A 20,357-nucleotide genomic window follows, 5' to 3' on the forward strand; every position below is an offset into this window, starting at 1 on the left:
TGTAATTGGTTAAACGTTTAAACAATGCGCTTCAAATATAGTTAAACGTTTAAACAATGCAAGTATTTTTTTATTTTTTTGATTTGGATATTCAATTATTTTTTTCTATGCTTGCATCAGCAAGTCGAAAAATTTCAACTATAAGAAATATTTGGTTTTAGCAATGTCTAACCAATAATTCTTATTATATGAAATTTCAAAAACCACTCATCACTTTACTCCTTCTTTCAGGGTTCGCTTTATTTTTCTCTTGTAAAGACAATAATAAAGAGCTCTTTCTGAAAAGGAATTTAGAAGAATTATCTTTTGACTATACCGAAAGCAGCCGGGAATTTACTGTTCGTGCCACCGGAGAATGGTCAATTGAAGTACCTTCTGAATATTCATGGATTAAAGTAGAACCATCTTCAGGGATTGGAGATGGCGTAACCTATCAAAAGGTTATTGTAACCTGTAGCCGGAATACGGCAGATTCCCGCGAAGGTACCATTTATTTAAATGGGGCCAATCAATCAAACGTTCCTATTAAGGTTAATCAAAAAGACGGCTTATTTGAATGGACAACTTATTCTAACGGTGCTCATTTAGAATTGCAGAATGCCTTAATTGTAGGGCAGGCTTCTACATCAACCATCAATATTCCTTATAGTAAAGCTGTGGGAAACGAATCTTTTCCCGTTACCGTTACGCTGTCAGGTAAAGGAGCATCGGGCTTATCTGTAGGAACTACAACGGTAACCATTCCTGAAGAGGGCGATGGCTTTATTCGTATCCCTGTATCGGGCACCCCCAACACACAGGGATATATACAAATAGGTGTTAAAATAGACAACCAGGATTTTGGCCAGATCAATTCCATTGCCGCTATGGGTAATACTGTTATAGAACAGCATTTTAATAAATTCTTGTGGGGCGGCGATTGCATTGGTAATAAAGAAGGTATCACTACGGTAAAAGCTACCGCCGAAATGTCTTTAGCAGACGAAACCAAAATTTGTGCTATTGGCGATAACGGAGCTAATGGGTCAGGTGTTACATCAACTATCCGAAGCAGCAATATTAGTTTCTATAAAGAAATAGAAATGGAAAACTGGTTCGGATTGCGGAATTATATGCGCCCCGGATACATCCAATTAGGCGCTGCCAGTGCAACAGCTACCGAATTTGGCTCGCTTATTACTCCCGGACTTGACTTGCCCGGTACTCAAGATCTGTTGGTAACATTCAGGGCAGCCATTTATAATAACCCGGCGCCCGCAACTATCCTCGTTGGTCTCATTCCTAAAAATACCGATGGTATTAAAACTACCAATGTAAACCTGATTAGTAATAAGGAAAGTATCCCGCTAAATATCAGAGCACAAACCTGGGTAAACATTACCTGTGTGGTTAAAAACGCCACTAACGCATCAAGCCTGGTTATCTCTTTACCGGAAGAGCTTAACCAGGGCGGTACCGTGCAGGCGTCACGGGTATATATTGACGATATAGTAGTAACTTATTAAACGATACAACATGAAAATTTTAAAAAATATTCAAGCCATACTCCTGTTATTTGTATGTGTATCTACACTAAACTCCTGCGAGGACAAAGGCGAGATTACCATTACCAATAAGTTTGCGGAAGATGTTCCGGGAAACGTACAGTTATTGGGGTATACCAGTAAAAGCATAACGGTAGCCTGGGATTTTAATGAAAAGGCGACGTCTTATACGGTACAACTTTTAGCCAGTGCTGATGCTGATAATCCATTGTACACTTACACTACTTCTACCGAGGATTATTTTGAATTCAGTAATTTAAATGCCCGGACATCTTATTATGCCCGGGTAAGGGCAAATTTCCCCTACTCGGAAACTTCAAAATGGGTGTATATCATGAACAATGATAGCCGGGCCCGGATTATCCCGGCTTACGGTATTGTTGATGACGATTTCGAGATCACCTATATTAAACTGGTCAATGCTTCTTCATCTACGGTAACGGCCGAATGGTCTTTCACTGATTTTCTTGACATGGACAGTGAAATAAATAACAAATTCACGCTAGGACTTTATAAAGATGCTGCCTGTACTGATCTGTATATCAGCTGGGAAAATATTTCAGGGTTATTCACGGTATCTACAGTAAGTTTACCCAAGCCATTACGCTTTACGTTCTCCGGCTTAGATGCCAATACCGAGTATTATCTCAAGATAAAGGATGAAACCAATAAAATGGAATCAAATGTGCTAAAAGTAAAAACATTAGCGGCTATTGCTGCTCCAAGCGGTAATCCTTCCAAAGCAGATGATATCTTATTATCGCAGGATTTTTCCAAATTTATTCATGGAGGCGATATACTTTTTTCTGCGGCTGGCTATACTGTTAGCACAGCATTGGGAAGAGGCACATGGTCTCCGGCAACGGGAGCAAATCCTGTAAAAGCAGACCTGGGCCAGAATGTATGTGATCTGACTACTGAGTTTAACGTATTTGACGGAGGTAACGTAGCAACGCCCTATACTGTTGGAACAGGCATGGAAAACTGGGGCAAAAATGGCAATACCTCTACCCGACCGGGTTACATAAAAATTGGCGGAAGCGGTGCTGTTGCAGCATTATACACGCCTAAACTAAGCAAGGTAGGTTCGTTTACATCTGTTACAGTGAGCGTTAAAGCAGCTGTATATTCTGAAGGAGCAAATAATTACTGCGACAACATTAAAATCGAAGCTATTGAAGGCGCCACGTTTTCGGCTAAAGGCGCTATAAGCAATTTAAGCAGCATCACGGTAAAAGATTCAAAAACCGTTAATATTGCCGGCTCACTTCACAAATTTGATGAATATTCGGTAACCTTAAATAATATAACACCCGAAACACGCATAGCCATATCCTCCGATCCGGCCGGTGTCAGCGGAAACAAGACCCGGTTCTTATTAGATGATGTTATTGTGAAAATAAAATAGGTAAACGAGGGTGTCTAAAAAGCTCACGTCGTCCCGAGGCATAGCCGAGGGATCTCCGCCAAAAGTGCTTGTGACGGAGATTTCTCCTCCTAAAATCATCGAAATGACGATGTCTTTTGACTTTTTAGACACCCTCGTTTTTCTTTCGTCTATACGTTTGCTATTTTACATTAGGGCTTATTTCTATTAACACAGGATAATGATCTGAAGGCAGCTTATCCTCATAGCTGTCCATAAGAATGTTATATTGCTCTATTTTAAACCGGGAGCCTGTAACAAAAATATGATCTATAGGGCCTTTAGCGGGTGAATTAACGTTAAAATGGTTGAAGGATCCACCGGATGAATACCTGAACGTTGCAAGCTCAAACGCATCTCTTAACAGTCCCGAATTATTCAGCAGTGAATAATCCGGGCTGTTCCGGTCAAAGTTAAAATCGCACAGATCCGTTCAAACTTGGCATCCCAACCTTTGCTTTCCGTATCGGGCGTTGCCGATAACCAGAAATGCCCGCTGTTTTGTAAGGTAAGCCGGTTTTTATTGTATAAAATTCCGGTAGGGATTTTAGTAAACACACCAATACTATCAAACCTGGGCAGTGTGTTGATTAAATAGCCGGCCATATCGGCCTCAGTTTCCTGTAAACCTATAATATCGAACTGGTATTTTTCAATAAGGTTTACTACAAGTAATTTTCTGTCTTCCCACAAATTTCCAATACCGGTGGCCACGTGACCACGAAGATTATAACTGGCTACTACCAGATCCTGACCTTTTGCCTGCAATAAATACAGGCAAAAGATGATTATTGCAGATATAGTACTTTTCATATAACTGGTTATTATCGGTTAGTAAAACGGGGTCAGTAAAAACTGAGCGGGTTGGGAGAGATAATTGAATGAGGGAGACTAAAAAATCGACAAAGTCAATCAGTTTACAGTCACGCTTCCCCCGAAGTATCGGGGGAAGCGTCTGTAACCATGATAAACTCATCCTTCGACAGGCTCAGGATGACTATAAAGGATTGTTTGCCTCTCTCATTCAATCTAATTTGTATTTAAGATCAGTTTTTATAAATGGCAAAATCATCCAGGCTTAACCTGCCGTTAGCAATAGACGGATCATTCTTATCGCTACCTAAAGCGAGCTTGACAATGCGAAAACGCACCTGTCCTTTAATATCTAAGTTATAGGTGGCCTGCTGCTTTACTTTACTTACCGCCTCAATAACTTCGCCGGTTTGTTGCCAGCTTTTGCCATTATCGGTAGAATACTCCAGACGAAATTTACTGGACTTATCTGCTTTAGTAGCATACGAGCTATACCAGAAGGTTACTTTTGATGCACCATCCGGCACGTCAAAATTCATTCTTAAATAGCACTCTTTGGTATTATTGCCCAGCATCCGGACTGCACTGGAACCTGTCACCGGCTTATCATTAGCAAAACTGTCTATTCTTGCACCATATAAAGTCCAGGAACCACTTTTTAATTCAAGGTTTTGCTTACCATACCCGGCCTCTCCGGCTGGTGCATTCTCAAAGCTTTCCGGAAAATTTGTATACAATGTACCTTTTTGAGCTTTCAATGAGCTTATACTAACGGATAAAATTAGAACTGTTAATAGCGTTTTAATAGTTTTCATGTGTGTGTTATTTCAAATAATAATTAATAGGGGTTATTTAATTTTTAAGAACGATAATAAAAGCGGGCATTAAAGCTTCATTATCTTTTTACTGATAACAGGATTACCCTGATTAACCAGCGTAGCTACGTATATACCATTTTGAGCAGATACAGGTACCTGCACCACATTTTGCCCGCTGTTTAACCGGATCAGCTTCCGGTAAATTATTCTGCCCGAAAGATCCGTTAGCAGAAAATCCGATGCTGCTGTTTTTTCTGATGTAAATGATATATTCAAAACATCTCCGTTAAAAAAAGCGTTAAACGCCGGTTGCGTTAAGCCCGATTTTACGGGTATAATGCCAGACAATTCCGCGTTACCGTTGTCATCTACCTGGCGCAGTTGATAGTAATTTGTTCCGTTAACCGGATTAACATCTGTAAAGCTGTATGATTGCGGCTCATTGGTAGTGCCTTTGCCCTGCACAATACCTAACACCAGCGGCTCCTGCCCCTCCCTTATCCGTAATACTTCAAAATAAGCGTTATTCTTTTCTGACGCCGTTTGCCAGTTCAGGAGAATATTACTCCCATTGCTTTTCCCTGTGAAGGAGGTAAGATTTACGGGCAATGTGCTTTCTACCGTACCATCTAAAGACAGTACATAGCTATTTGAAGCATACTGGTCTGATACACCAATATTGGTAGAACCGGTGGAATTATTAGAACCGCTAACATACACCCTGAAATAAACAGTAGTACCCGCAACAACATCTTGTAAGGCATTAACCGATGATAAATCTATTGAGGGCGCATAGATACCGTATGTATTATCTTCCGGCAACAGGTAAGGTTCTGCCAGCTTTACAAAGTGCGTACCATCTACACTATATTTCCAGTACCATACCTGCGATCCTCCGGCGCTCCGTCTCACTTTATAATTCAGCTTACTTAGGGAGATATTATAACCAGTCTTCGCTGTAGCGCTGAATGTAAAATACATATCGTTGGCTACAGCTATGGCCGTGTCTGCAAAGTCATTGGTTGAAGCAAACTTAGCAATAGCACTAAATGCCCGGGAATAAGTGGCGGTATTATTCAACCCGTCTCCACGTGATAAAGTTGCTGTTTCCAGATTACTATTATTCAGGCTGGCAGCAATACTAACTTCATTTCCCGCTGTTGATGGGTTACCAAATTGCCACGCCAATAAAGAAGCAGATGTGGATAGATTTTCTACTGAACCACCAACTGAAAGAGAAAAATCGGCTGATGTTCCGGCTGCAGAACGCCCGATAGCTGTGGTTCCTGTACCACTATTACCAGCGTATAGTCTTAAATAAACTGTAGTTCCGGCCGGAAGATCCTGCAAAGCCGGTATGCCAGACAGATTTACTGTAGGCTGAACAGCACCTTCGCCGGTTGGTGGATTCGCAGAAACATCAACAGGATCGTTAATTTTATTAAAATGAGTTCCGTCTAAGCTGTATTTCCAGAAATAGAGCTTTGCACCGGCCGCACTGCTTAACCTTAATTTATAAATAATATTGCTTAAAGAGGCCTTATAACCAGATTTCACTGTTACATTGAACCCAAAGTACATATCCTGGGCAACCATACCGGTTGTATCAGTAGCTGTACCCACGCGGCTTGAAACAAAGCCCCGTGGCAAAGTAGTACTTGGCGCCATCCAACCTGCACCTCTCGTCAAATCAGTTACTGTTAACCCATCATTTGCATACGAAGCCGGAGCACTGGCCTCATTACCAACACTTTCCGGAGTGGAGAATTGCCAGCCTACAATCTGCGAATAGGCTGCATTACGGATAAATCCTCCCAGCAAAACTGCCAGGATAAGAACACGTACGTAATTTTTCATCATCTTTTAATTTTTAATTGTTTACAACTGTTTTTTACCTTCTTGGGATTTATTAATTCTACTTAAAACGTTTTAGCATAAGGTTATCATTTTATTATATCTGTGTTATTTGTAGTGTTACTGAGAAAGAGAACCGCCTATGCTCAGCACATCAGTGGCAGTACCCGCAGGTGTGCGACCGATAGAGAAAGACCCTGAGCCGATATTAGAAAAACCCCAGCAATACATTCTTAATGTTACCGTAGTACCTGCCGGTATATTTTGCAATTCTGATGTTTGATAGATATAGTATGCCGGCATTTCAGTTCCTTCCGTGTCTGTCCCTTCATAGCTCATATCCCCTGTACCCAGGGTTTCATGGAAGTTGACACCATCTAAGCTGTAATACCATTTGTGATTTCTTGCCCCGGCAGCACTTCGCCTTAGCTTGACGTTAATGGCAGAAAGAGATAGCTTATATCCCGACTGTACGATAAACTTTACCTGGTAATATACATCCTGGCTAAGAGCCAGGGCCTTGGTTGAGGTGATAATGGTTCCCCCGGCAGTTGAGGCAAAGCTTCTTACTAACGACGACGCGGTTAAGCCCGGACCACGTTCAAGCACGGCATTGCTAAGTCCGGCGTGGGTTGTTGTTGAGGTTTTGCTTACTTCATTGCCTGCTGTAGCCGGAGTTCCGAATTGCCAGCCTAAAACCGTTGCGTATTCCGGTACCGGGTTGGTTATAGGGCCACCTGCTTCCGGATTTTTGTAAACCGCAAAATCGTCCATGCTGAAACGCCCGTTCTGGTTATTGGTGGTAGAGTTTCCGATGCCTATTTTGCCTATCCGGAAACGCACCGGCCCTCTGAGATCCATCAGGAAGGTAAATTGCTTTTTCACTTTGCTTATGGTTAGGATATCCTCTCCTACCTGGCTCCAGGTTATTCCCTGATCCTGTGAATACTCCAGGCGCCAGGTAGAACCGAGATCTGCTGATGCGCCATAGGAACCGGCCCATACCGTTACTTTTGTGGCTCCGTTAGGAAGATCATAGTTCATGGTACACCAGGAGCTTGTAGCAGAGCTTCCGACCAACCGTAAAGCATATTGACCTGTAACCGGTAAATCGTTAGCTGTATTTCCTACATATATATTTTGAAGCGTGTAATTTCCGGTACTGAAATTTCCTGTTTTGGTAGAGTAGCCATCAACAAATAAAGCTGCCTCTCCAGACTCAAAACTTTCCGGAAAACCTGTATATATCCTTCCGCTCTCATCTTCAATACCATCTGCATTAACTATCCATAATTGCTTCCTGTGTGTATCGTCAGCATCGCTGTTCCACCTGGCGACAGCTGTATAAGAAGCATTTAAGGCAACGGCTTTATCGGCAAAAGTGGCCGTAGGCTCAGTGTGTAAAATACCGGTGCTACCGGTTGGCTCTGTAATCACAACATCGCCCTGCATTACGTCTCCCGCGGCATCTACGTTGGCTATTTTTATCAGTGTGCCCTCATAATCGTCAAACTTTTCATTCAGCGTTTCGAGCGATACCAGTGTTGGCTCGGCCAGCCGGTTTTCTGCTACTTTGGTAACTCGTTCAATTGAAGATACATGAATTTGTAACGCACCTTTATTCCGGGTAATGGTTGCACCGTTTACATTGACCACTACAGAATCACCAATTTTATAAGGGATATTGGTGGCCTGCGTAACCGAAACTTCAATTCCCCTCTTCAATGTCCTGCTGGTTTGTTGTATGGCAAATACTCCCGGGGGAATGTTTCCCGATGTAGCATCTGAAACAACCACCCCGGTTATTTTGTCCGCACCATCCATATTACTTGTATTCAGCACCACATCAGCCCCTTTATAAATTTTGCGTACATCCAATATAGATATGTATTCATTAGGGGTTCCCGAAGCCGGGAATACATCTTTTTTCAGGCAGGACGCCAGCGTCAATACACATCCAAACAGCACTAAGAACAGGCTATATTTGTGTATTGCGCTTTTATTGACCTTTCTTATTTTAACAAGCTTCAAATTATTCATGAATATTTTATTTCAGAAATTGATTAACTCTTAAATTCCATTTACCAAAACTTATTCTACCTGCCACCAAACCTTAGCTTTAAGATCATCGCCGCCCATTCTCGCCGCAGCTTCCTGGTAATTACTCCGGTTTAACGATTGTACCGTTACGGGGTAATAAAGCCGTGTTGGCATGATGCCATCATTCTTAACTCCGGGCCCTATTGGCAAAGTGGGTCGTTTTGTACGCCTGTATTCAAACCATTGCTGAAAATCTGTAAAGAAGAGCGTGAAATACTTTTGGGTCATGATCTGCTCCATTTTCTGATCTTCCGTACCGGTTACAGGCCACATAATCTCGCCCGTAGTCAGATAGTTTGCCGGCATGATTAGTCCCCAATGTTCAATTCCGGCCTGTACGCCTGCATTATAATAGGTTTTGGGGTCGCCCGGAATATATCCTTTTAGGGCAGCCTCTGCCAGGATAAACTGCAACTCAGCATAATTCATGATATTGCCTAAAAGCGGTTCTAATTTTAAGGCGGAGACATACGTTGAACCACGGGCAGGAATATTTCCATCTGCATATCCGCTTTGTATCCCTTTATATTCATTATCTACCTTTGTGGCCCATAACGGTAAACGGGGATCGCCGGTTTCACTTAACGTATTGATGAAAAATTCGCTCAGGGAACCGGTTCCGCTAAAATCTACATCGCGATAGCCTGCAAAGGGCGAACGTAACGGAAAATCTTCACCGGTTAAACGTAATATCGCCGATTCGGCATTGCTGGTAAAAATTGGATATGTTGTTGGCGATGCAACTATCTCACCAATTTTTTGAACGGCCGTTTTTCCATCTATAACAGCTTCTGTTCTGGCCGATACCCGCATTAACAGGCGGAGATAAAGCGAATTGCCGAATTTACGCCAGCGATCCAGCTCAATGACATTGGTTGCCGAGCTGCCATAAAGTGCGTCGAGGCTTTTTTGATTGTCTGTAAGAAGCTGAGCTGTTACCAGACCGGTAAGCAAGGTATTCGCTTCTTCCAGCTTTCTGAAAATATCTTTGTAGATATCTTCTTGTTTATCAAAAACCGGTGTAAACCGATTTTCCTTTCCTTTATTTGCCTGCGAATAAGGAACATCTCCCCAGGTATCGGTTATCAGGGAGCTGGCCCATGCATCCAAAATATTGGCAATAGCCATATACGGCTCACTCTGACCGGTAACAGCGCTATGGCTGGCGACCGCCAAATTGTACATATCCAGAAAGTTTGTTTTTTCCAGGTACCAGGCATTCCATATCGGATCTGACAAATTGGGCCTGATAATATACTTGTGAATTTCTACCTGCTCGTTTAAGGGAACAAATACCTGCGTCAGCTGATTATTGATCTGCCAGCTCTTGGCAACGTTCGTCTGTACCATAGCGTATAAAGCAGGATTAAGCAAACGCTCAGGAGCGGCAACGCTTACTGCATTCGGGTTTTCGTTTAATTGCTGATAGTTTTTTGTGCAGGAAAAGAGAAGCAACAACACCGAAGATCCTGTTAAAAGCAATATTTTTCTTATTCTCATCATTTTAGTTCTGTTAGAAACTTACATTAAGATTTACTCCAAAGGTTCTGGTAGCGGGAAATTGCCCCACCTCAAAGCCTGATTGTATCAGCCCGTTATTAATGGTTCCGAACTCAGGATCAAAGGATGGCCAGTTACTGATAATAAACAGGTCTCTGCCGTAAATGCCTATCGCGGCCTTTTGGAGCTTCAGCTTTTTCAGAAATTTAGCAGCAAAGGTGTAATCCAGACGGGCTTCACGGAATTTTATAAAATCTGTACTGAAAATATTTGCTTCTACATTATCGGGTATAAAATGCTCTGTGTAGTAAGTCCATATCTCTGTAGCCGGTACATCGTTTTTCCGGAATGTTCCGTCGGGATTTTGTATTACACCATCGCCAACAAGCCCATTATAACGTCCGGGTAAGGTGCTTTTCAACTGCCCGGTCATAGCGTTATTAGCGTAGGTATGAGAATAAGCTTTAGCGCCAAATTGCGCATCGAATAGAACATTCAGCCTGAACCGTTTATACCTGAACTCGTTACCGATACTTGCTTTCCATTTAGGATAGATATTGGTTAAATACCTCACCGTTTGTGATTTTACGGGATAGCCGTTGGAATAGATGATCTGGCCATCGGGAGCCCGCTCGTAGCCAAGACCGTACAGATCGCCCATACTTCCGCCTACATGCGCTTCAACAGACCCACGTCCGCCCGGCCCGCTTTGTAATTGCAGCACCTCTACACTATCCGCCAATGAAAGTACCTTATTACGGTTTGCCGTAAATGTACCGGTAACATTCCATGAAAAACTTTAGCTTAAATTCAGAACGGTTGTTCCACAATACCGTAAATAAATCCTGGACAACATCACGGGCCTGTTCCCTATCCTTCAGCCGCTTATAAGCATGCAGGTATAACAGCCGTGAATACCGGTGGTAAATTTCTGTATAAGCGGCATGGTCGTCTTTTGTTAACAGATTGGCAAGTTCATTATCGGAATAGCGATTGTAAGAGAGCATACTAACAAACAATTTTTATCTTTAAGTATGAACTTGTTTATTACAATTCATCGTTAAAAAACAGTGAGGATATTGCCGTTTACAATGGATACTGTAGTTATAATTAGTAAGAATCCTGAACGAAAATATAAAATTCCGACATAATAAGAAAACGTATCGGTATAATAATACGCTGGAATGCGCTTATATAATTATCTTTATCGCATGGGCCCATTTGATATTTTCAATGATTGGTATGCCAGGGAACTTGCAGTTATTTGAATATATCAGCGGGCAATGGAAATCGCAAATTATCCAGCCGTAAATCAGCAAGTTTCGGGTTTTATAACAGGGACAGGCCCTTTAATTTTGTCCTGATAAAATGAGGTAAGCCATGAACGCACAGGATAATTTCAACTATAACCGTATAGCCCAGGCTATAAATTATATCAGGCAAAATTTCAAAAGCCAGCCTGATTTAGATGAGGTAGCCGAAAAAGTACATTTAAGCCCGTTCCATTTTCAGCGGTTATTTACCGAATGGGCCGGCGTGAGTCCGAAGAAGTTCCTGCAATACATTAGCATTGAACATGCCAAAAAGTTATTGAAAGAGAGCCAGGTAACGTTGTTTGAGGCAGCCGGCGAAACAGGGCTTTCGGGGACAGGCAGGCTGCATGATCTGTTTATTCATATTGAGGGAATGACACCGGCCGAATATAAAAACGGTGGCAGGAACCTGATGATCAATTACAGTTTCGCAGAAAGCCCATTTGGAAATATCCTTGTGGCTTCTACACAAAAAGGCATCTGTTATATGGCTTTCGCCGATGATGAACAACAGGCGTTACAAGGATTACACCATCATTTCCCGAATGCGCAATTCAGGCAAATGACTGACAGGATACAACAAAATGCCTTATCTGTTTTTACACATAACTGGCAGGAACTGAACCAGGTCAAACTCCACCTGAAAGGAACAGATTTCCAGCTAAAAGTTTGGGAGACATTGCTAAAAATTCCCCTGGGAAAAGTGTCTACTTATGGAACCATTGCCCAAACTATAGGAACTCCTCATGCGTCGCGTGCGGTTGGTACGGCAATCGGCAGTAATCCCGTAGCCTTTTTAATTCCCTGTCACCGGGTCATCCGGTCAACAGGCGTAGTTGGAGGTTATATGTGGGGAAATACCAGGAAAACAGCTATTATCGGGTGGGAAAGCGCAAGAGTAAGTGAAAAGTTGAGCACCGAGTAATTCGGGATTCGAAATTAAAAGTCTCAACGCAGCTATTTTGTATGGCTCATTTTATTTATTTTGCACCAACTCATAAAACACCCTTAAAACTCATGATAAATTTCCGTCGTGCAGATCATGTCCTGATCACTATTCCGGTTGGCAAACGTGAAGAAGCCCGCCGTTTTTATACCCAAAAACTCGTATTAACCGAAATACCGGGCGAACACCCGAATAATGCCCTCTGGTTTCAGATAGGCGATATTGAATTACACCTTATAGAAGAAGGAACAGAAAACGACCGGTCAGCACGGCATCCCGCATTTGAAGTAGATGATCTGGAAAAAGCTAAAGCTCACCTGCAAAACCAGGGAATTGAGATCAGCTTTTCTTCAAAGATCAAGGGTCGCGACCGTTGCTTTTTCAGGGATCCGTTTGGCAACCGGTTTGAGCTGTTGTGCTTTGAGTAATACGACGAAGTGGAACTTTTTAATATAGCACCCGACTCCACCAAAAACCTTCTCCCCTGCGATGGCACGGTACATTATTACGGAAAAGTGTTACCGGAAGAACAGGCAAACAATTACTTTAACCGCTTGCTGCACACCATTGAATGGCGAAACGATGAAGCCATGATCATGGGAAAACGAATAGTTACCAAACGCAAAGTAGCCTGGTACGGCGATGCAGCATTTGAGTACACCTATTCTAACGTTAACAAATATGCCCTGCCCTGGACAGAAGAGTTGCTGACACTGAAGCAATTAACAGAAGAGTTGTCGGGAGAATCGTATAATTCATGCCTGTTAAACTTATATCATAACGGAGAAGAAGGCATGGCCTGGCATAGCGATGGCGAAACCGATTTAAAAAAGAATGGTGCTATCGGCTCAGTAAGTTTCGGCGCCGAACGTAAATTTGCCTTCAAACATAAAAAGAGCAAGAAAACCGTATCGCTTATGCTGGAAAATGGCAGTCTACTGGTTATGAAAGGTACTACTCAAACGCACTGGCTGCATCGCCTTCCTCCATCCAGAAAAATTCATTCGGCAAGGATAAATCTCACATTCAGAACAATTGTAGAAAACCAGTAGTATACCGGACACTTCCGATCATTCCGGCCGGTAGTCAAACAAGTTGTGGTTCTATTTTTCAAGGCTTATACAGCTTCTCTTAAAGCAGCTCAAACAAATTGCTTACCCCCAGCTGCCGCCGGCAGGTAAAGCCTTCGCCAAAGGTTACCCCGATGTTTTTACCAAACTCCCGGGCCCGCCCCTCTACAATGTGCATAAATTCGGGCGAAGAGATGTATGTTGCTGTGGGTTCATCATATTCAGGATTATAAAACTGCGTTTTAAATGCCTGTATAGAAGCCACTTTCTGCTGCCAGAAATCCGTTACATCAACAATAATGTCGGGTTTTATGTAGCGGTCCTGTATAAATTGCAGCAGTAAACGCGGACGCCATGCCTGTTGCGGCTGCCCCTCATCATCTGTTACAATCTTGGTTAAACCCGATAAAAACACAGCATCGTTTACCAGGTCTCCGCCACGCCCGTGGTCGGGATGCCTGTCTTCCAGTGCATTACACAATACAATATCCGGCTGATATTGCCGTATCTTCCGGATAACCTGAAGCTGATGCTCCTCATCATTCCTGAAAAACGCGTCACGCATCCAAAGGTTTTCACGAACAGCAAGACCCAATATCCTGGCCGAATCGGCAGCTTCCACATCACGGGTTTCGGCTGTACCACGGCTACCAAGCTCACCGCGGGTAAGATCAATAATACCTACTTTCTTGCCCAGGGCAACATGCTTTAAAATTGTTCCGGAACAGCCTAATTCGGCATCGTCAGGATGTGCGGCAAATACCAGGATATCTAATTTCATGCGGTGCTTTTATCTTGCAATAATAACTGGATACGTTTTCTTACCCGTGTTGCGTTAGGCCGGGTAAACGGATAAAAATAGGTTTCTACCTCGCCATGCCGGTTAACCAGGTATTTATGAAAGTTCCACCTGGGCCGTGCATTCAGCTTACCGTTGCGCCTTCTATCCGACAGGAACTTGAACAAGGGATGCGTATGCTTCCCGCGAACGTGTACTTTCTCAAATAGCGGGTAATTGATCCCAAAATTGATCTTACAGAATTTTGAAATGGCTTTTTCAGGAAGAGGCTCCTGCCGGCCAAAATCATTGGATGGGAAGGCCAGTACCTCAAACCCGGAACCGGCAAACTCTTTTCGCAGGTTTTCCAGGTCTTTTAGCTGAGGCGTAAAACCACATTCGGACGCGGTATTGACAATCAGCAATACTTTGTCTTTAAACTCACTTAAACTTACCTCTTTGCCGTTTATTTGTTTTACAGTAAATTGATAGATGCTTTTCTGCTCACACTGATCGCTCATAGCTTAATTATACATATTATAGTATCCGGCAGTTTGAATGATGTTTTCAATATCGCGTTCACGCTGCGGATCGTACTTTTCTTTCAGGTCATGGCCAAAAACACGGGCAACTGACTGGTAAAAAAAGGCAGTAACCCCTCCCCTTAACTCCCTTACCAGGTCGTAACTGCTGTTACCGGTTTCCCGGTCAATCAGTTTGATCAGTATCTCGCCCTGCGTAATGGTCATATTCTTGATATCTTTATTAAATTTCTCTTTGATTTCCTGTTCACAAACCTTTACCAGCCGTTTTTGCTCCCTCCTGTCGCCGGTAAGCGAGAGGTCACGCTGTAGCTGGGCATAACGGTTTCGTGCATAAATGGCATAAGGGAGTACCTTCAGCACATTATAACGTAGTCTGTTGTAATCCATACGCTGCGCCGATGAACCAAAAACACGTTTGCCGTATATATTTACCTGGTCTAAAGGCAGCCAGGGTATCATTTCTCCGTCAACTTTTGTGACAGCTACTCTTATGGTATCGTTTTTGCCCTTATTAAAAATAGATGTTGTATCCTGTGCATACACTGACACACACAGCAAAAACAAACACAACATACATAAAGGGGCAAAAAATTTCATATTTTTAGACAATGCAAAAATAATTGTTTTTTGTTATTAATATCAGAAATTAACAATTGTAACCCAATTAATTACAGCAACCACAGGTTAACACCCGATTTTGATTTTTAGATGATATGAAGGAACTGGTTATTGATCTTGAAGCCGAGAAGAAAGAAATATTAAAACGATACCGTGCCTTATTGCGTGCCTGCAAGCCCACCTTGCAGAAAGGCGATAAACGTATGATTCGCCGTGCTTTTGACATGGCGCTTGACAGCCATCATGACATGCGGCGCAAATCGGGCGAGCCATATATATATCATCCCATTGCGGTTGCGCAAATAGCCGCAGAGGAAATCGGACTGGGAACTACCTCCATTGTGTGTGCATTGCTGCACGACGTAGTTGAGGATACGGCCATTACCCTTGAGGATATTGAACGTGAATTTGGCAAGAAAGTAGCCAAAATTATCGACGGTCTTACCAAGATATCCGGCGTGTTCGGAGCAAACAGCTCGTTGCAGGCAGAGAATTTCCGTAAGATGCTGCTGACGCTGGCTGATGATGTACGTGTGATACTGATCAAGCTGGCCGACAGGCTGCACAACATGCGGACTATGGATTACATGCCCCGCGATAAGCAGCTAAAGATATCATCCGAAACGGTGTACCTCTACGCTCCCCTCGCCCATCGTTTGGGTCTCTATGCCATGAAATCAGAGCTGGAAGACCTTGCCATGAAGTACATGGAATCTGAAACGTATAAGTTTATCGCTTACAAGCTTAATGAAAAGAAAGCCGAACGGGAGCTGTACATCAAAAACTTTATCGGCCCTATACAGGAGATTTTACAGGAACAGGGATTGAATGCCAAAGTATACGGACGACCAAAATCCATCCATTCCATCTGGAATAAAATGCGCAAAAAAGGTATTCCTTTTGAGGAAGTTTATGACCTGTTTGCCATCCGTATCATTTTAGACAGCACACTTGAAAACGAAAAATCCGACTGCTGGAAGGCGTATTCTATTGTTACTGACTTATACCGGCCCAACCCTGATCGTTTACGCGACTGGATTTCCTCACCGAAAGCAAACGGTTATGAATCATTGCACACTACCGTGATGGGCCCCAAAGGACAATGGGTAGAGGTGCAGATACGTACCGCACGCATGAACGAGATTGCCGAAAAGGGTTTTGCCGCACACTGGAAATATAAGGAATCCACATCTGATAGCGGACTGGATCAATGGATACAAAAGGTGCGTGAACTGTTAGGTAATCCAGAATCAAATGCGCTGGATTTCCTGGATGATTTTAAAATGAACCTGTTCTCTGACGAGATATTCATTTTTACCCCCAAAGGTGCGCTCATTCAGTTACCTATTGATGCTACAGCTCTTGATTTCGCTTTTGAGATACACTCCGATCTGGGCGCCCGGTGTATCGGCGCTAAAGTAAATCACAAGCTGGTTCCTTTATCGTATAAATTGCAGAACGGCGACCAGGTAGAGATCATTACCTCAAACAAGCAAACGCCCAAAGAAGACTGGCTGAATTTCGTGGTAACGGCAAAAGCCAAATCGCGTATCAAGGCTTCGCTTAAAGAAGAAAAACGTCGCAAGGCAGAAGACGGGAAAGACATCCTGGAACGCAAGCTAAAGTCGCTTAAGATCACCTACAATTCAGAAAACCTGCACAAGCTGGCTACATTTTTCAAGCTGAATTCCACTCTGGATCTCTTTTACGGGGTAGCCACAGGCGCCATCGATCTGAAAGACCTGAAAGATTTTCAGACATCCGAAAAATCGGTTGAAAACCGTACACCAAACACCATTGAGCCCAACCAGTTAGAAGGCATTATTAACCGGGTAAAAGCTAAAGACAGCGATACGCTGCTGATTGGCGAGGATATGCAGAAGATTGACTATAAGCTGGCCAATTGCTGCAACCCTATCCCAGGCGATGATGTATTTGGATTCATTACCGTAAACGATGGCATTAAGATCCATCGAACCAATTGTCCAAATGCGGCCAAGCTGATGGCAAGCTACGGTTACCGTATTGTCAAGGCGAAATGGACCTCGCAAAAAGAACTTGCCTTTTTAACCGGCCTGCGTATTACCGGCATTGACGATGTGGGTTTGATAAACAAATTAACCACGGTAATTTCCAACGATTTCAAGGTAAATATGCGCTCCATTACTGTTGACAGTGACAACGGTATATTTGAAGGCTCGATTATGGTGTATGTGAACGACACCCAACATTTAGATAACCTGATCAAAAAGCTGAAACAGGTAAAAGGTGTTACCAGCGTTACCCGATTTGACTCGGAGTAACCCGGATTATTTGACTTGCTTAAAGAAACTGATATTGCCGCCGGCAGGATCTACCTTTACCAGGAATTCCTCTTTGTCGTTCGCAAGATCAACAAAATACGCATGATCATCACCCAGGTACTTGATAACCAGACCGATGGTATATCCGGAATAGGCTTTAGCCAGCTCTTTACGGGCATCGGCAGGTAATTCTGAGGCCGCTACATGTTGTGTGGTAGCCACATGCACGTTGTTCATATCGTAAAATGCGGTAGTATAAACTCCGTCCAGTTCAAAGGTTGCTTTTTGAAGCCTTGAATCGGTTACCGCCCATTCTACATGTTTAGCATTTTCAAAATCAGCATCAAACTGCGCTTGCAGCAAATAAGATGCTTCGGCTTTTTTCTCAGATTTTTTGTCATCACCAAATGCATACGCCGATGCAGTTAGCATAGATACCATTGCTGTTGCGATAAATAACTTTTTCATAGTATTATAATTAATATTTACACAACAAAAATCCAAAATAAATGATAAAATATCAAATAATTAACATAAAAAATATAAATAATTCATAATTTTTACCATTTTATTAAAATAAGCATAAATAACACATCACACTTTAACACTTAAATATGAAAAACTCGATTTAAATGATAAAATATCAATATTATTCCAAATAAATTTTTAAAAAATCAATAAAACGCTTAAAATATTGAAATATTAAACCAAAAATCACCTTATAATTCTTTATCTAAACAAAAATTTTGCCTATTTTAGTATATAACCTAAATAAATCATTAAACATGGATACCAGAAAGGCCATATACTACTTGGCAACTACACTCCTTTCCACTATCCCGTCTTTTGGTCAAACCAATAAAGAAGCGACAGGCGCAACTAATTTCCTGAGCCAGATCAACTATACGGGATTTAAAGCTAAGCCTGAACGTTCAAAACATATTGATTTTATGGCAGAGCCGGCTTCTCCACCTAACTTTGCTTTAGATTCACTTTATCAACCGGAGAAGAACTACCAGTTTGAATTTAGATTGTATCAGGAAACAATGTATAACCAAGGGAATACGGTTTTTGTAATGACACTGGTACATAACCGGTGGACAGCCCGGTATTTTATATATGATACAAGCACTAAACAGGAAGGTCGGTTAAAAGAAGTTAGCATAGATCAGCAATACCTGGATGAGCTTTGGAGTTTACTTGTAAGCCACGCGGTATTGGAACTTCCCGATCAAAAAGCCCTTCAGAGCCAGCTCATTCATTACTCAGCGGACACGTTAGATCTGCCATTTTCACCACAAAAAAGCATAATCACCATAGATGGAACCATGTATCGATTCTCACTAAGCACTCCTCAAAAACAACGAACGTACACTTATGCCAATCCTAAAGGTCAACTGGCAATGAGTTCTAATATTAAAGAATTATACGATGCTTTTGCGATCATTGCGCTGATTAAAAAGTTTCTGAATATTCCATGTGAAGTTGGTTGAACGTGAGTAATATTTTACCACGAAGGCAAAAAAATTAATTTAAAATTTGTGCCTTCAGGATTTTGTGGCACCCTTAAATTTGTGGACTATCTCCCATGTACCAGCTCATGAAGACTATAAGGTATAAAAAAACCAGCCCATAACTTTGTGCCTCGGTGACTTCGTGGCACACCCTATTTTACAGCACATCTCAACCTGAAAAAAAATTATCTTTTTTCTTGATAAAAAAAAATTAGTCCGTACATTTGGCGCAGCAAATAACAAAACAGTGAATTTTACCTACGCATATTTTTACGGATACTTTTACAACAGTAAGAGCCGGGACAATATTGCGTAGACAAAAAAATATAAGCGTAGAGTCCCGGCCGAAAAGCCGGGACTTTTTTTTTAAATTTTTATGCAGAAAAGAATAGCAATACAGGGTATTAAGGCATCATTCCACGAAGAAGCCGCGTTCAAGTTTTTTGGCGAGGACATCAAAACCATTGAATGCGATTCGTTCCGTGCAACCTGCGAGGCCTTAAAAAACAAACAAGCCGATTTTGTGGTAATGGCCATTGAAAATTCCATTGCCGGTAGTATTTTACCCAACTATTCACTTTTGCGTGATTACCATTTTACCATTGTTGGCGAGGTTTATCTGCCGATACAATTACACCTGATGGCATTACCAGGCGTAAAATTCGAACAGATAAAATACGTGGAATCGCATCCAATCGCTATCCGGCAATGTATTGATTTCTTTTACGAATATCCTCACATCAAGGTAGTAGAAAGCACCGATACGGCCGCCTGTGCAAAAAAAATACGCGATAACAAGCTGACAGACACGGTAGCCATTGCCAACCAGCTGGCAGCAAAAACTTATGGTCTTGAAATACTGGAACGTCGCATTGAATCTAACAAGAAAAATTTTACCCGTTTCCTCATTCTTTCAGATAACGGCTCCGCGACCATCGAAAAACCGGATAAGGCCTCGTTAAGTTTCCAGGTGGGTAATGAAGTAGGTTCATTGGCAAAAATCCTGAATATCTTCGCCGAAAGGCAGATAAACCTCAGCAAAATCCAGTCGATGCCGGTGCTGGGAAAACGGAATGAATATAATTTTTACGTAGACATTGAATGGAAAAATCAGGCTGATTACGATTATGCCATCCGCAATGTTTTGCGATACGCCATTAACTTTACTATTATGGGAGAATATAAAAAGAACGAAAAAGCATAGACCTTAAAAAA

At 42.2% G+C, this 20,357-nt stretch carries 20 protein-coding genes; 8 read left to right on the plus strand and 12 right to left on the minus strand.

The features are described from left to right. The first annotated feature begins 188 nt into the window (after positions 1–188). Both FW774_RS10025 and FW774_RS10030 read left to right on the plus strand, forming a co-directional pair. Positions 189–1,505 (plus strand): BACON domain-containing protein, encoded by a 1,317-nt coding sequence (locus FW774_RS10025; RefSeq protein ID WP_149348045.1) that lies wholly within the window; start codon positions 189–191, stop codon positions 1,503–1,505. 10 nt (positions 1,506–1,515) lie between these two features. Further along, positions 1,516–2,952: a fibronectin type III domain-containing protein gene (locus tag FW774_RS10030; RefSeq protein WP_149348046.1), complete on the plus strand. Its 1,437-nt coding sequence runs from the start codon at positions 1,516–1,518 to the stop codon at positions 2,950–2,952. A 160-nt stretch (positions 2,953–3,112) separates the two neighbouring features. On the opposite strand, the gene FW774_RS20880 is transcribed toward FW774_RS10030, so the two are convergent. From FW774_RS20880 to FW774_RS10065, 8 genes are all read right to left on the minus strand, one after another. Next, positions 3,113–3,397, minus strand: a complete 285-nt coding sequence (locus FW774_RS20880) for an endonuclease/exonuclease/phosphatase family protein (protein ID WP_410522735.1) — start codon at positions 3,395–3,397, stop codon at positions 3,113–3,115. Beyond that, positions 3,349–3,783 (minus strand): hypothetical protein, encoded by a 435-nt coding sequence (locus FW774_RS10035; RefSeq protein ID WP_149348047.1) that lies wholly within the window; start codon positions 3,781–3,783, stop codon positions 3,349–3,351. Before FW774_RS10035 ends, FW774_RS20880 begins: the two co-directional genes overlap by 49 nt. A 233-nt stretch (positions 3,784–4,016) precedes the next feature. Next, positions 4,017–4,598 carry a hypothetical protein gene (locus tag FW774_RS10040; protein WP_149348048.1) on the minus strand — a complete coding sequence of 194 codons (582 nt, stop codon included), beginning with the start codon at positions 4,596–4,598 and terminating at the stop codon, positions 4,017–4,019. Between the two features lie 69 nt (positions 4,599–4,667). Then, positions 4,668–6,461 (minus strand): T9SS type A sorting domain-containing protein, encoded by a 1,794-nt coding sequence (locus tag FW774_RS10045; RefSeq protein WP_149348049.1) that lies wholly within the window; start codon positions 6,459–6,461, stop codon positions 4,668–4,670. A 114-nt stretch (positions 6,462–6,575) separates the two neighbouring features. Then, a complete protein-coding gene (locus FW774_RS10050; RefSeq protein WP_149348050.1) occupies positions 6,576–8,495 on the minus strand; it encodes a DUF5689 domain-containing protein in 1,920 nt (639 codons plus the stop codon). Positions 8,496–8,546: 51 nt separating this feature from the next. After that, complete coding sequence (locus FW774_RS10055; protein ID WP_149348051.1) at positions 8,547–10,058, minus strand: SusD/RagB family nutrient-binding outer membrane lipoprotein; 1,512 nt, start codon at positions 10,056–10,058, stop codon at positions 8,547–8,549. A 10-nt stretch (positions 10,059–10,068) separates the two neighbouring features. Next, positions 10,069–10,797 carry a hypothetical protein gene (locus tag FW774_RS10060; RefSeq protein WP_149348052.1) on the minus strand — a complete coding sequence of 243 codons (729 nt, stop codon included), beginning with the start codon at positions 10,795–10,797 and terminating at the stop codon, positions 10,069–10,071. Between the two features lie 13 nt (positions 10,798–10,810). Then, on the minus strand, positions 10,811–11,062 hold the full coding sequence (locus FW774_RS10065; protein ID WP_149348053.1) for an RNA polymerase sigma factor: 252 nt from the start codon (positions 11,060–11,062) through the stop codon (positions 10,811–10,813). Between the two features lie 373 nt (positions 11,063–11,435). Between FW774_RS10065 and FW774_RS10070 the strand changes: the two genes are divergently transcribed. The 3 genes from FW774_RS10070 to FW774_RS10080 all read left to right on the plus strand — a co-directional run bounded on the left by FW774_RS10070 (position 11,436) and on the right by FW774_RS10080 (position 13,366). Continuing rightward, complete coding sequence (locus FW774_RS10070; RefSeq protein WP_149348054.1) at positions 11,436–12,293, plus strand: bifunctional helix-turn-helix domain-containing protein/methylated-DNA--[protein]-cysteine S-methyltransferase; 858 nt, start codon at positions 11,436–11,438, stop codon at positions 12,291–12,293. 92 nt (positions 12,294–12,385) lie between these two features. Next, a complete protein-coding gene (locus FW774_RS10075) occupies positions 12,386–12,742 on the plus strand; it encodes a VOC family protein (RefSeq protein WP_149348055.1) in 357 nt (118 codons plus the stop codon). A 9-nt stretch (positions 12,743–12,751) separates the two neighbouring features. Next, a complete protein-coding gene (locus tag FW774_RS10080; protein ID WP_149348056.1) occupies positions 12,752–13,366 on the plus strand; it encodes an alpha-ketoglutarate-dependent dioxygenase AlkB family protein in 615 nt (204 codons plus the stop codon). A gap of 79 nt (positions 13,367–13,445) precedes the next feature. On the opposite strand, the gene bshB1 is transcribed toward FW774_RS10080, so the two are convergent. From bshB1 to FW774_RS10095, 3 genes are read right to left on the minus strand one after another with little or no spacing between them, the layout of a single operon-like run. Further along, positions 13,446–14,165, minus strand: a complete 720-nt coding sequence (gene bshB1 / locus FW774_RS10085; protein ID WP_149348057.1) for a bacillithiol biosynthesis deacetylase BshB1 — start codon at positions 14,163–14,165, stop codon at positions 13,446–13,448. Then, entirely contained in the window at positions 14,162–14,683 is a 522-nt protein-coding gene (locus tag FW774_RS10090; RefSeq protein ID WP_149348058.1) for a glutathione peroxidase, read from the minus strand. Before FW774_RS10090 ends, bshB1 begins: the two co-directional genes overlap by 4 nt. A gap of 3 nt (positions 14,684–14,686) precedes the next feature. Next, entirely contained in the window at positions 14,687–15,304 is a 618-nt protein-coding gene (locus FW774_RS10095; RefSeq protein ID WP_149348059.1) for a DUF4294 domain-containing protein, read from the minus strand. Between the two features lie 116 nt (positions 15,305–15,420). Here FW774_RS10095 and FW774_RS10100 point away from each other — a divergent pair, with 116 nt between their 5' ends. Next, a complete protein-coding gene (locus FW774_RS10100; RefSeq protein ID WP_149348060.1) occupies positions 15,421–17,628 on the plus strand; it encodes a RelA/SpoT family protein in 2,208 nt (735 codons plus the stop codon). A gap of 6 nt (positions 17,629–17,634) precedes the next feature. Here FW774_RS10100 and FW774_RS10105 read toward each other — a convergent pair whose 3' ends face one another. Then, positions 17,635–18,096, minus strand: a complete 462-nt coding sequence (locus tag FW774_RS10105; RefSeq protein WP_149348061.1) for a hypothetical protein — start codon at positions 18,094–18,096, stop codon at positions 17,635–17,637. A 317-nt stretch (positions 18,097–18,413) separates the two neighbouring features. Here FW774_RS10105 and FW774_RS10110 point away from each other — a divergent pair, with 317 nt between their 5' ends. Together FW774_RS10110 and FW774_RS10115 are read left to right on the plus strand one after the other, a co-directional pair. Further along, positions 18,414–19,121, plus strand: coding sequence for a hypothetical protein (locus FW774_RS10110; protein ID WP_149348062.1), 708 nt, complete (start codon positions 18,414–18,416; stop codon positions 19,119–19,121). A gap of 397 nt (positions 19,122–19,518) precedes the next feature. Then, the gene (locus FW774_RS10115; RefSeq protein ID WP_149348063.1) at positions 19,519–20,346 is read left to right on the plus strand and encodes a prephenate dehydratase; all 828 of its coding nucleotides are present in this window, start codon (positions 19,519–19,521) and stop codon (positions 20,344–20,346) included. Positions 20,347–20,357 lie beyond the last annotated feature (11 nt).

Source organism: Pedobacter sp. BS3 (assembly GCF_008274585.1).
GTDB lineage: Bacteria > Bacteroidota > Bacteroidia > Sphingobacteriales > Sphingobacteriaceae > Hufsiella_A.

What these genes read in the sequence shown, in the direction of transcription:
- FW774_RS10065 (WP_149348053.1), bottom strand. Translation starts at nt 11,062, where the DNA reads ATGCTCTCTTACAATCGCTATTCCGATAATGAACTTGCCAATCTGTTA.
- FW774_RS10045 (WP_149348049.1), bottom strand. Translation starts at nt 6,461, where the DNA reads ATGATGAAAAATTACGTACGTGTTCTTATCCTGGCAGTTTTGCTGGGA.
- bshB1 (WP_149348057.1), bottom strand. Translation starts at nt 14,165, where the DNA reads ATGAAATTAGATATCCTGGTATTTGCCGCACATCCTGACGATGCCGAA.
- FW774_RS10050 (WP_149348050.1), bottom strand. Translation starts at nt 8,495, where the DNA reads ATGAATAATTTGAAGCTTGTTAAAATAAGAAAGGTCAATAAAAGCGCA.
- FW774_RS10105 (WP_149348061.1), bottom strand. Translation starts at nt 18,096, where the DNA reads ATGAAAAAGTTATTTATCGCAACAGCAATGGTATCTATGCTAACTGCA.
- FW774_RS10075 (WP_149348055.1), top strand. Translation starts at nt 12,386, where the DNA reads ATGATAAATTTCCGTCGTGCAGATCATGTCCTGATCACTATTCCGGTT.
- FW774_RS10070 (WP_149348054.1), top strand. Translation starts at nt 11,436, where the DNA reads ATGAACGCACAGGATAATTTCAACTATAACCGTATAGCCCAGGCTATA.
- FW774_RS10035 (WP_149348047.1), bottom strand. Translation starts at nt 3,783, where the DNA reads ATGAAAAGTACTATATCTGCAATAATCATCTTTTGCCTGTATTTATTG.
- FW774_RS10030 (WP_149348046.1), top strand. Translation starts at nt 1,516, where the DNA reads ATGAAAATTTTAAAAAATATTCAAGCCATACTCCTGTTATTTGTATGT.
- FW774_RS10040 (WP_149348048.1), bottom strand. Translation starts at nt 4,598, where the DNA reads ATGAAAACTATTAAAACGCTATTAACAGTTCTAATTTTATCCGTTAGT.
- FW774_RS10110 (WP_149348062.1), top strand. Translation starts at nt 18,414, where the DNA reads ATGGATACCAGAAAGGCCATATACTACTTGGCAACTACACTCCTTTCC.
- FW774_RS10090 (WP_149348058.1), bottom strand. Translation starts at nt 14,683, where the DNA reads ATGAGCGATCAGTGTGAGCAGAAAAGCATCTATCAATTTACTGTAAAA.
- FW774_RS10055 (WP_149348051.1), bottom strand. Translation starts at nt 10,058, where the DNA reads ATGATGAGAATAAGAAAAATATTGCTTTTAACAGGATCTTCGGTGTTG.
- FW774_RS10115 (WP_149348063.1), top strand. Translation starts at nt 19,519, where the DNA reads ATGCAGAAAAGAATAGCAATACAGGGTATTAAGGCATCATTCCACGAA.
- FW774_RS10095 (WP_149348059.1), bottom strand. Translation starts at nt 15,304, where the DNA reads ATGAAATTTTTTGCCCCTTTATGTATGTTGTGTTTGTTTTTGCTGTGT.
- FW774_RS10100 (WP_149348060.1), top strand. Translation starts at nt 15,421, where the DNA reads ATGAAGGAACTGGTTATTGATCTTGAAGCCGAGAAGAAAGAAATATTA.
- FW774_RS10025 (WP_149348045.1), top strand. Translation starts at nt 189, where the DNA reads ATGAAATTTCAAAAACCACTCATCACTTTACTCCTTCTTTCAGGGTTC.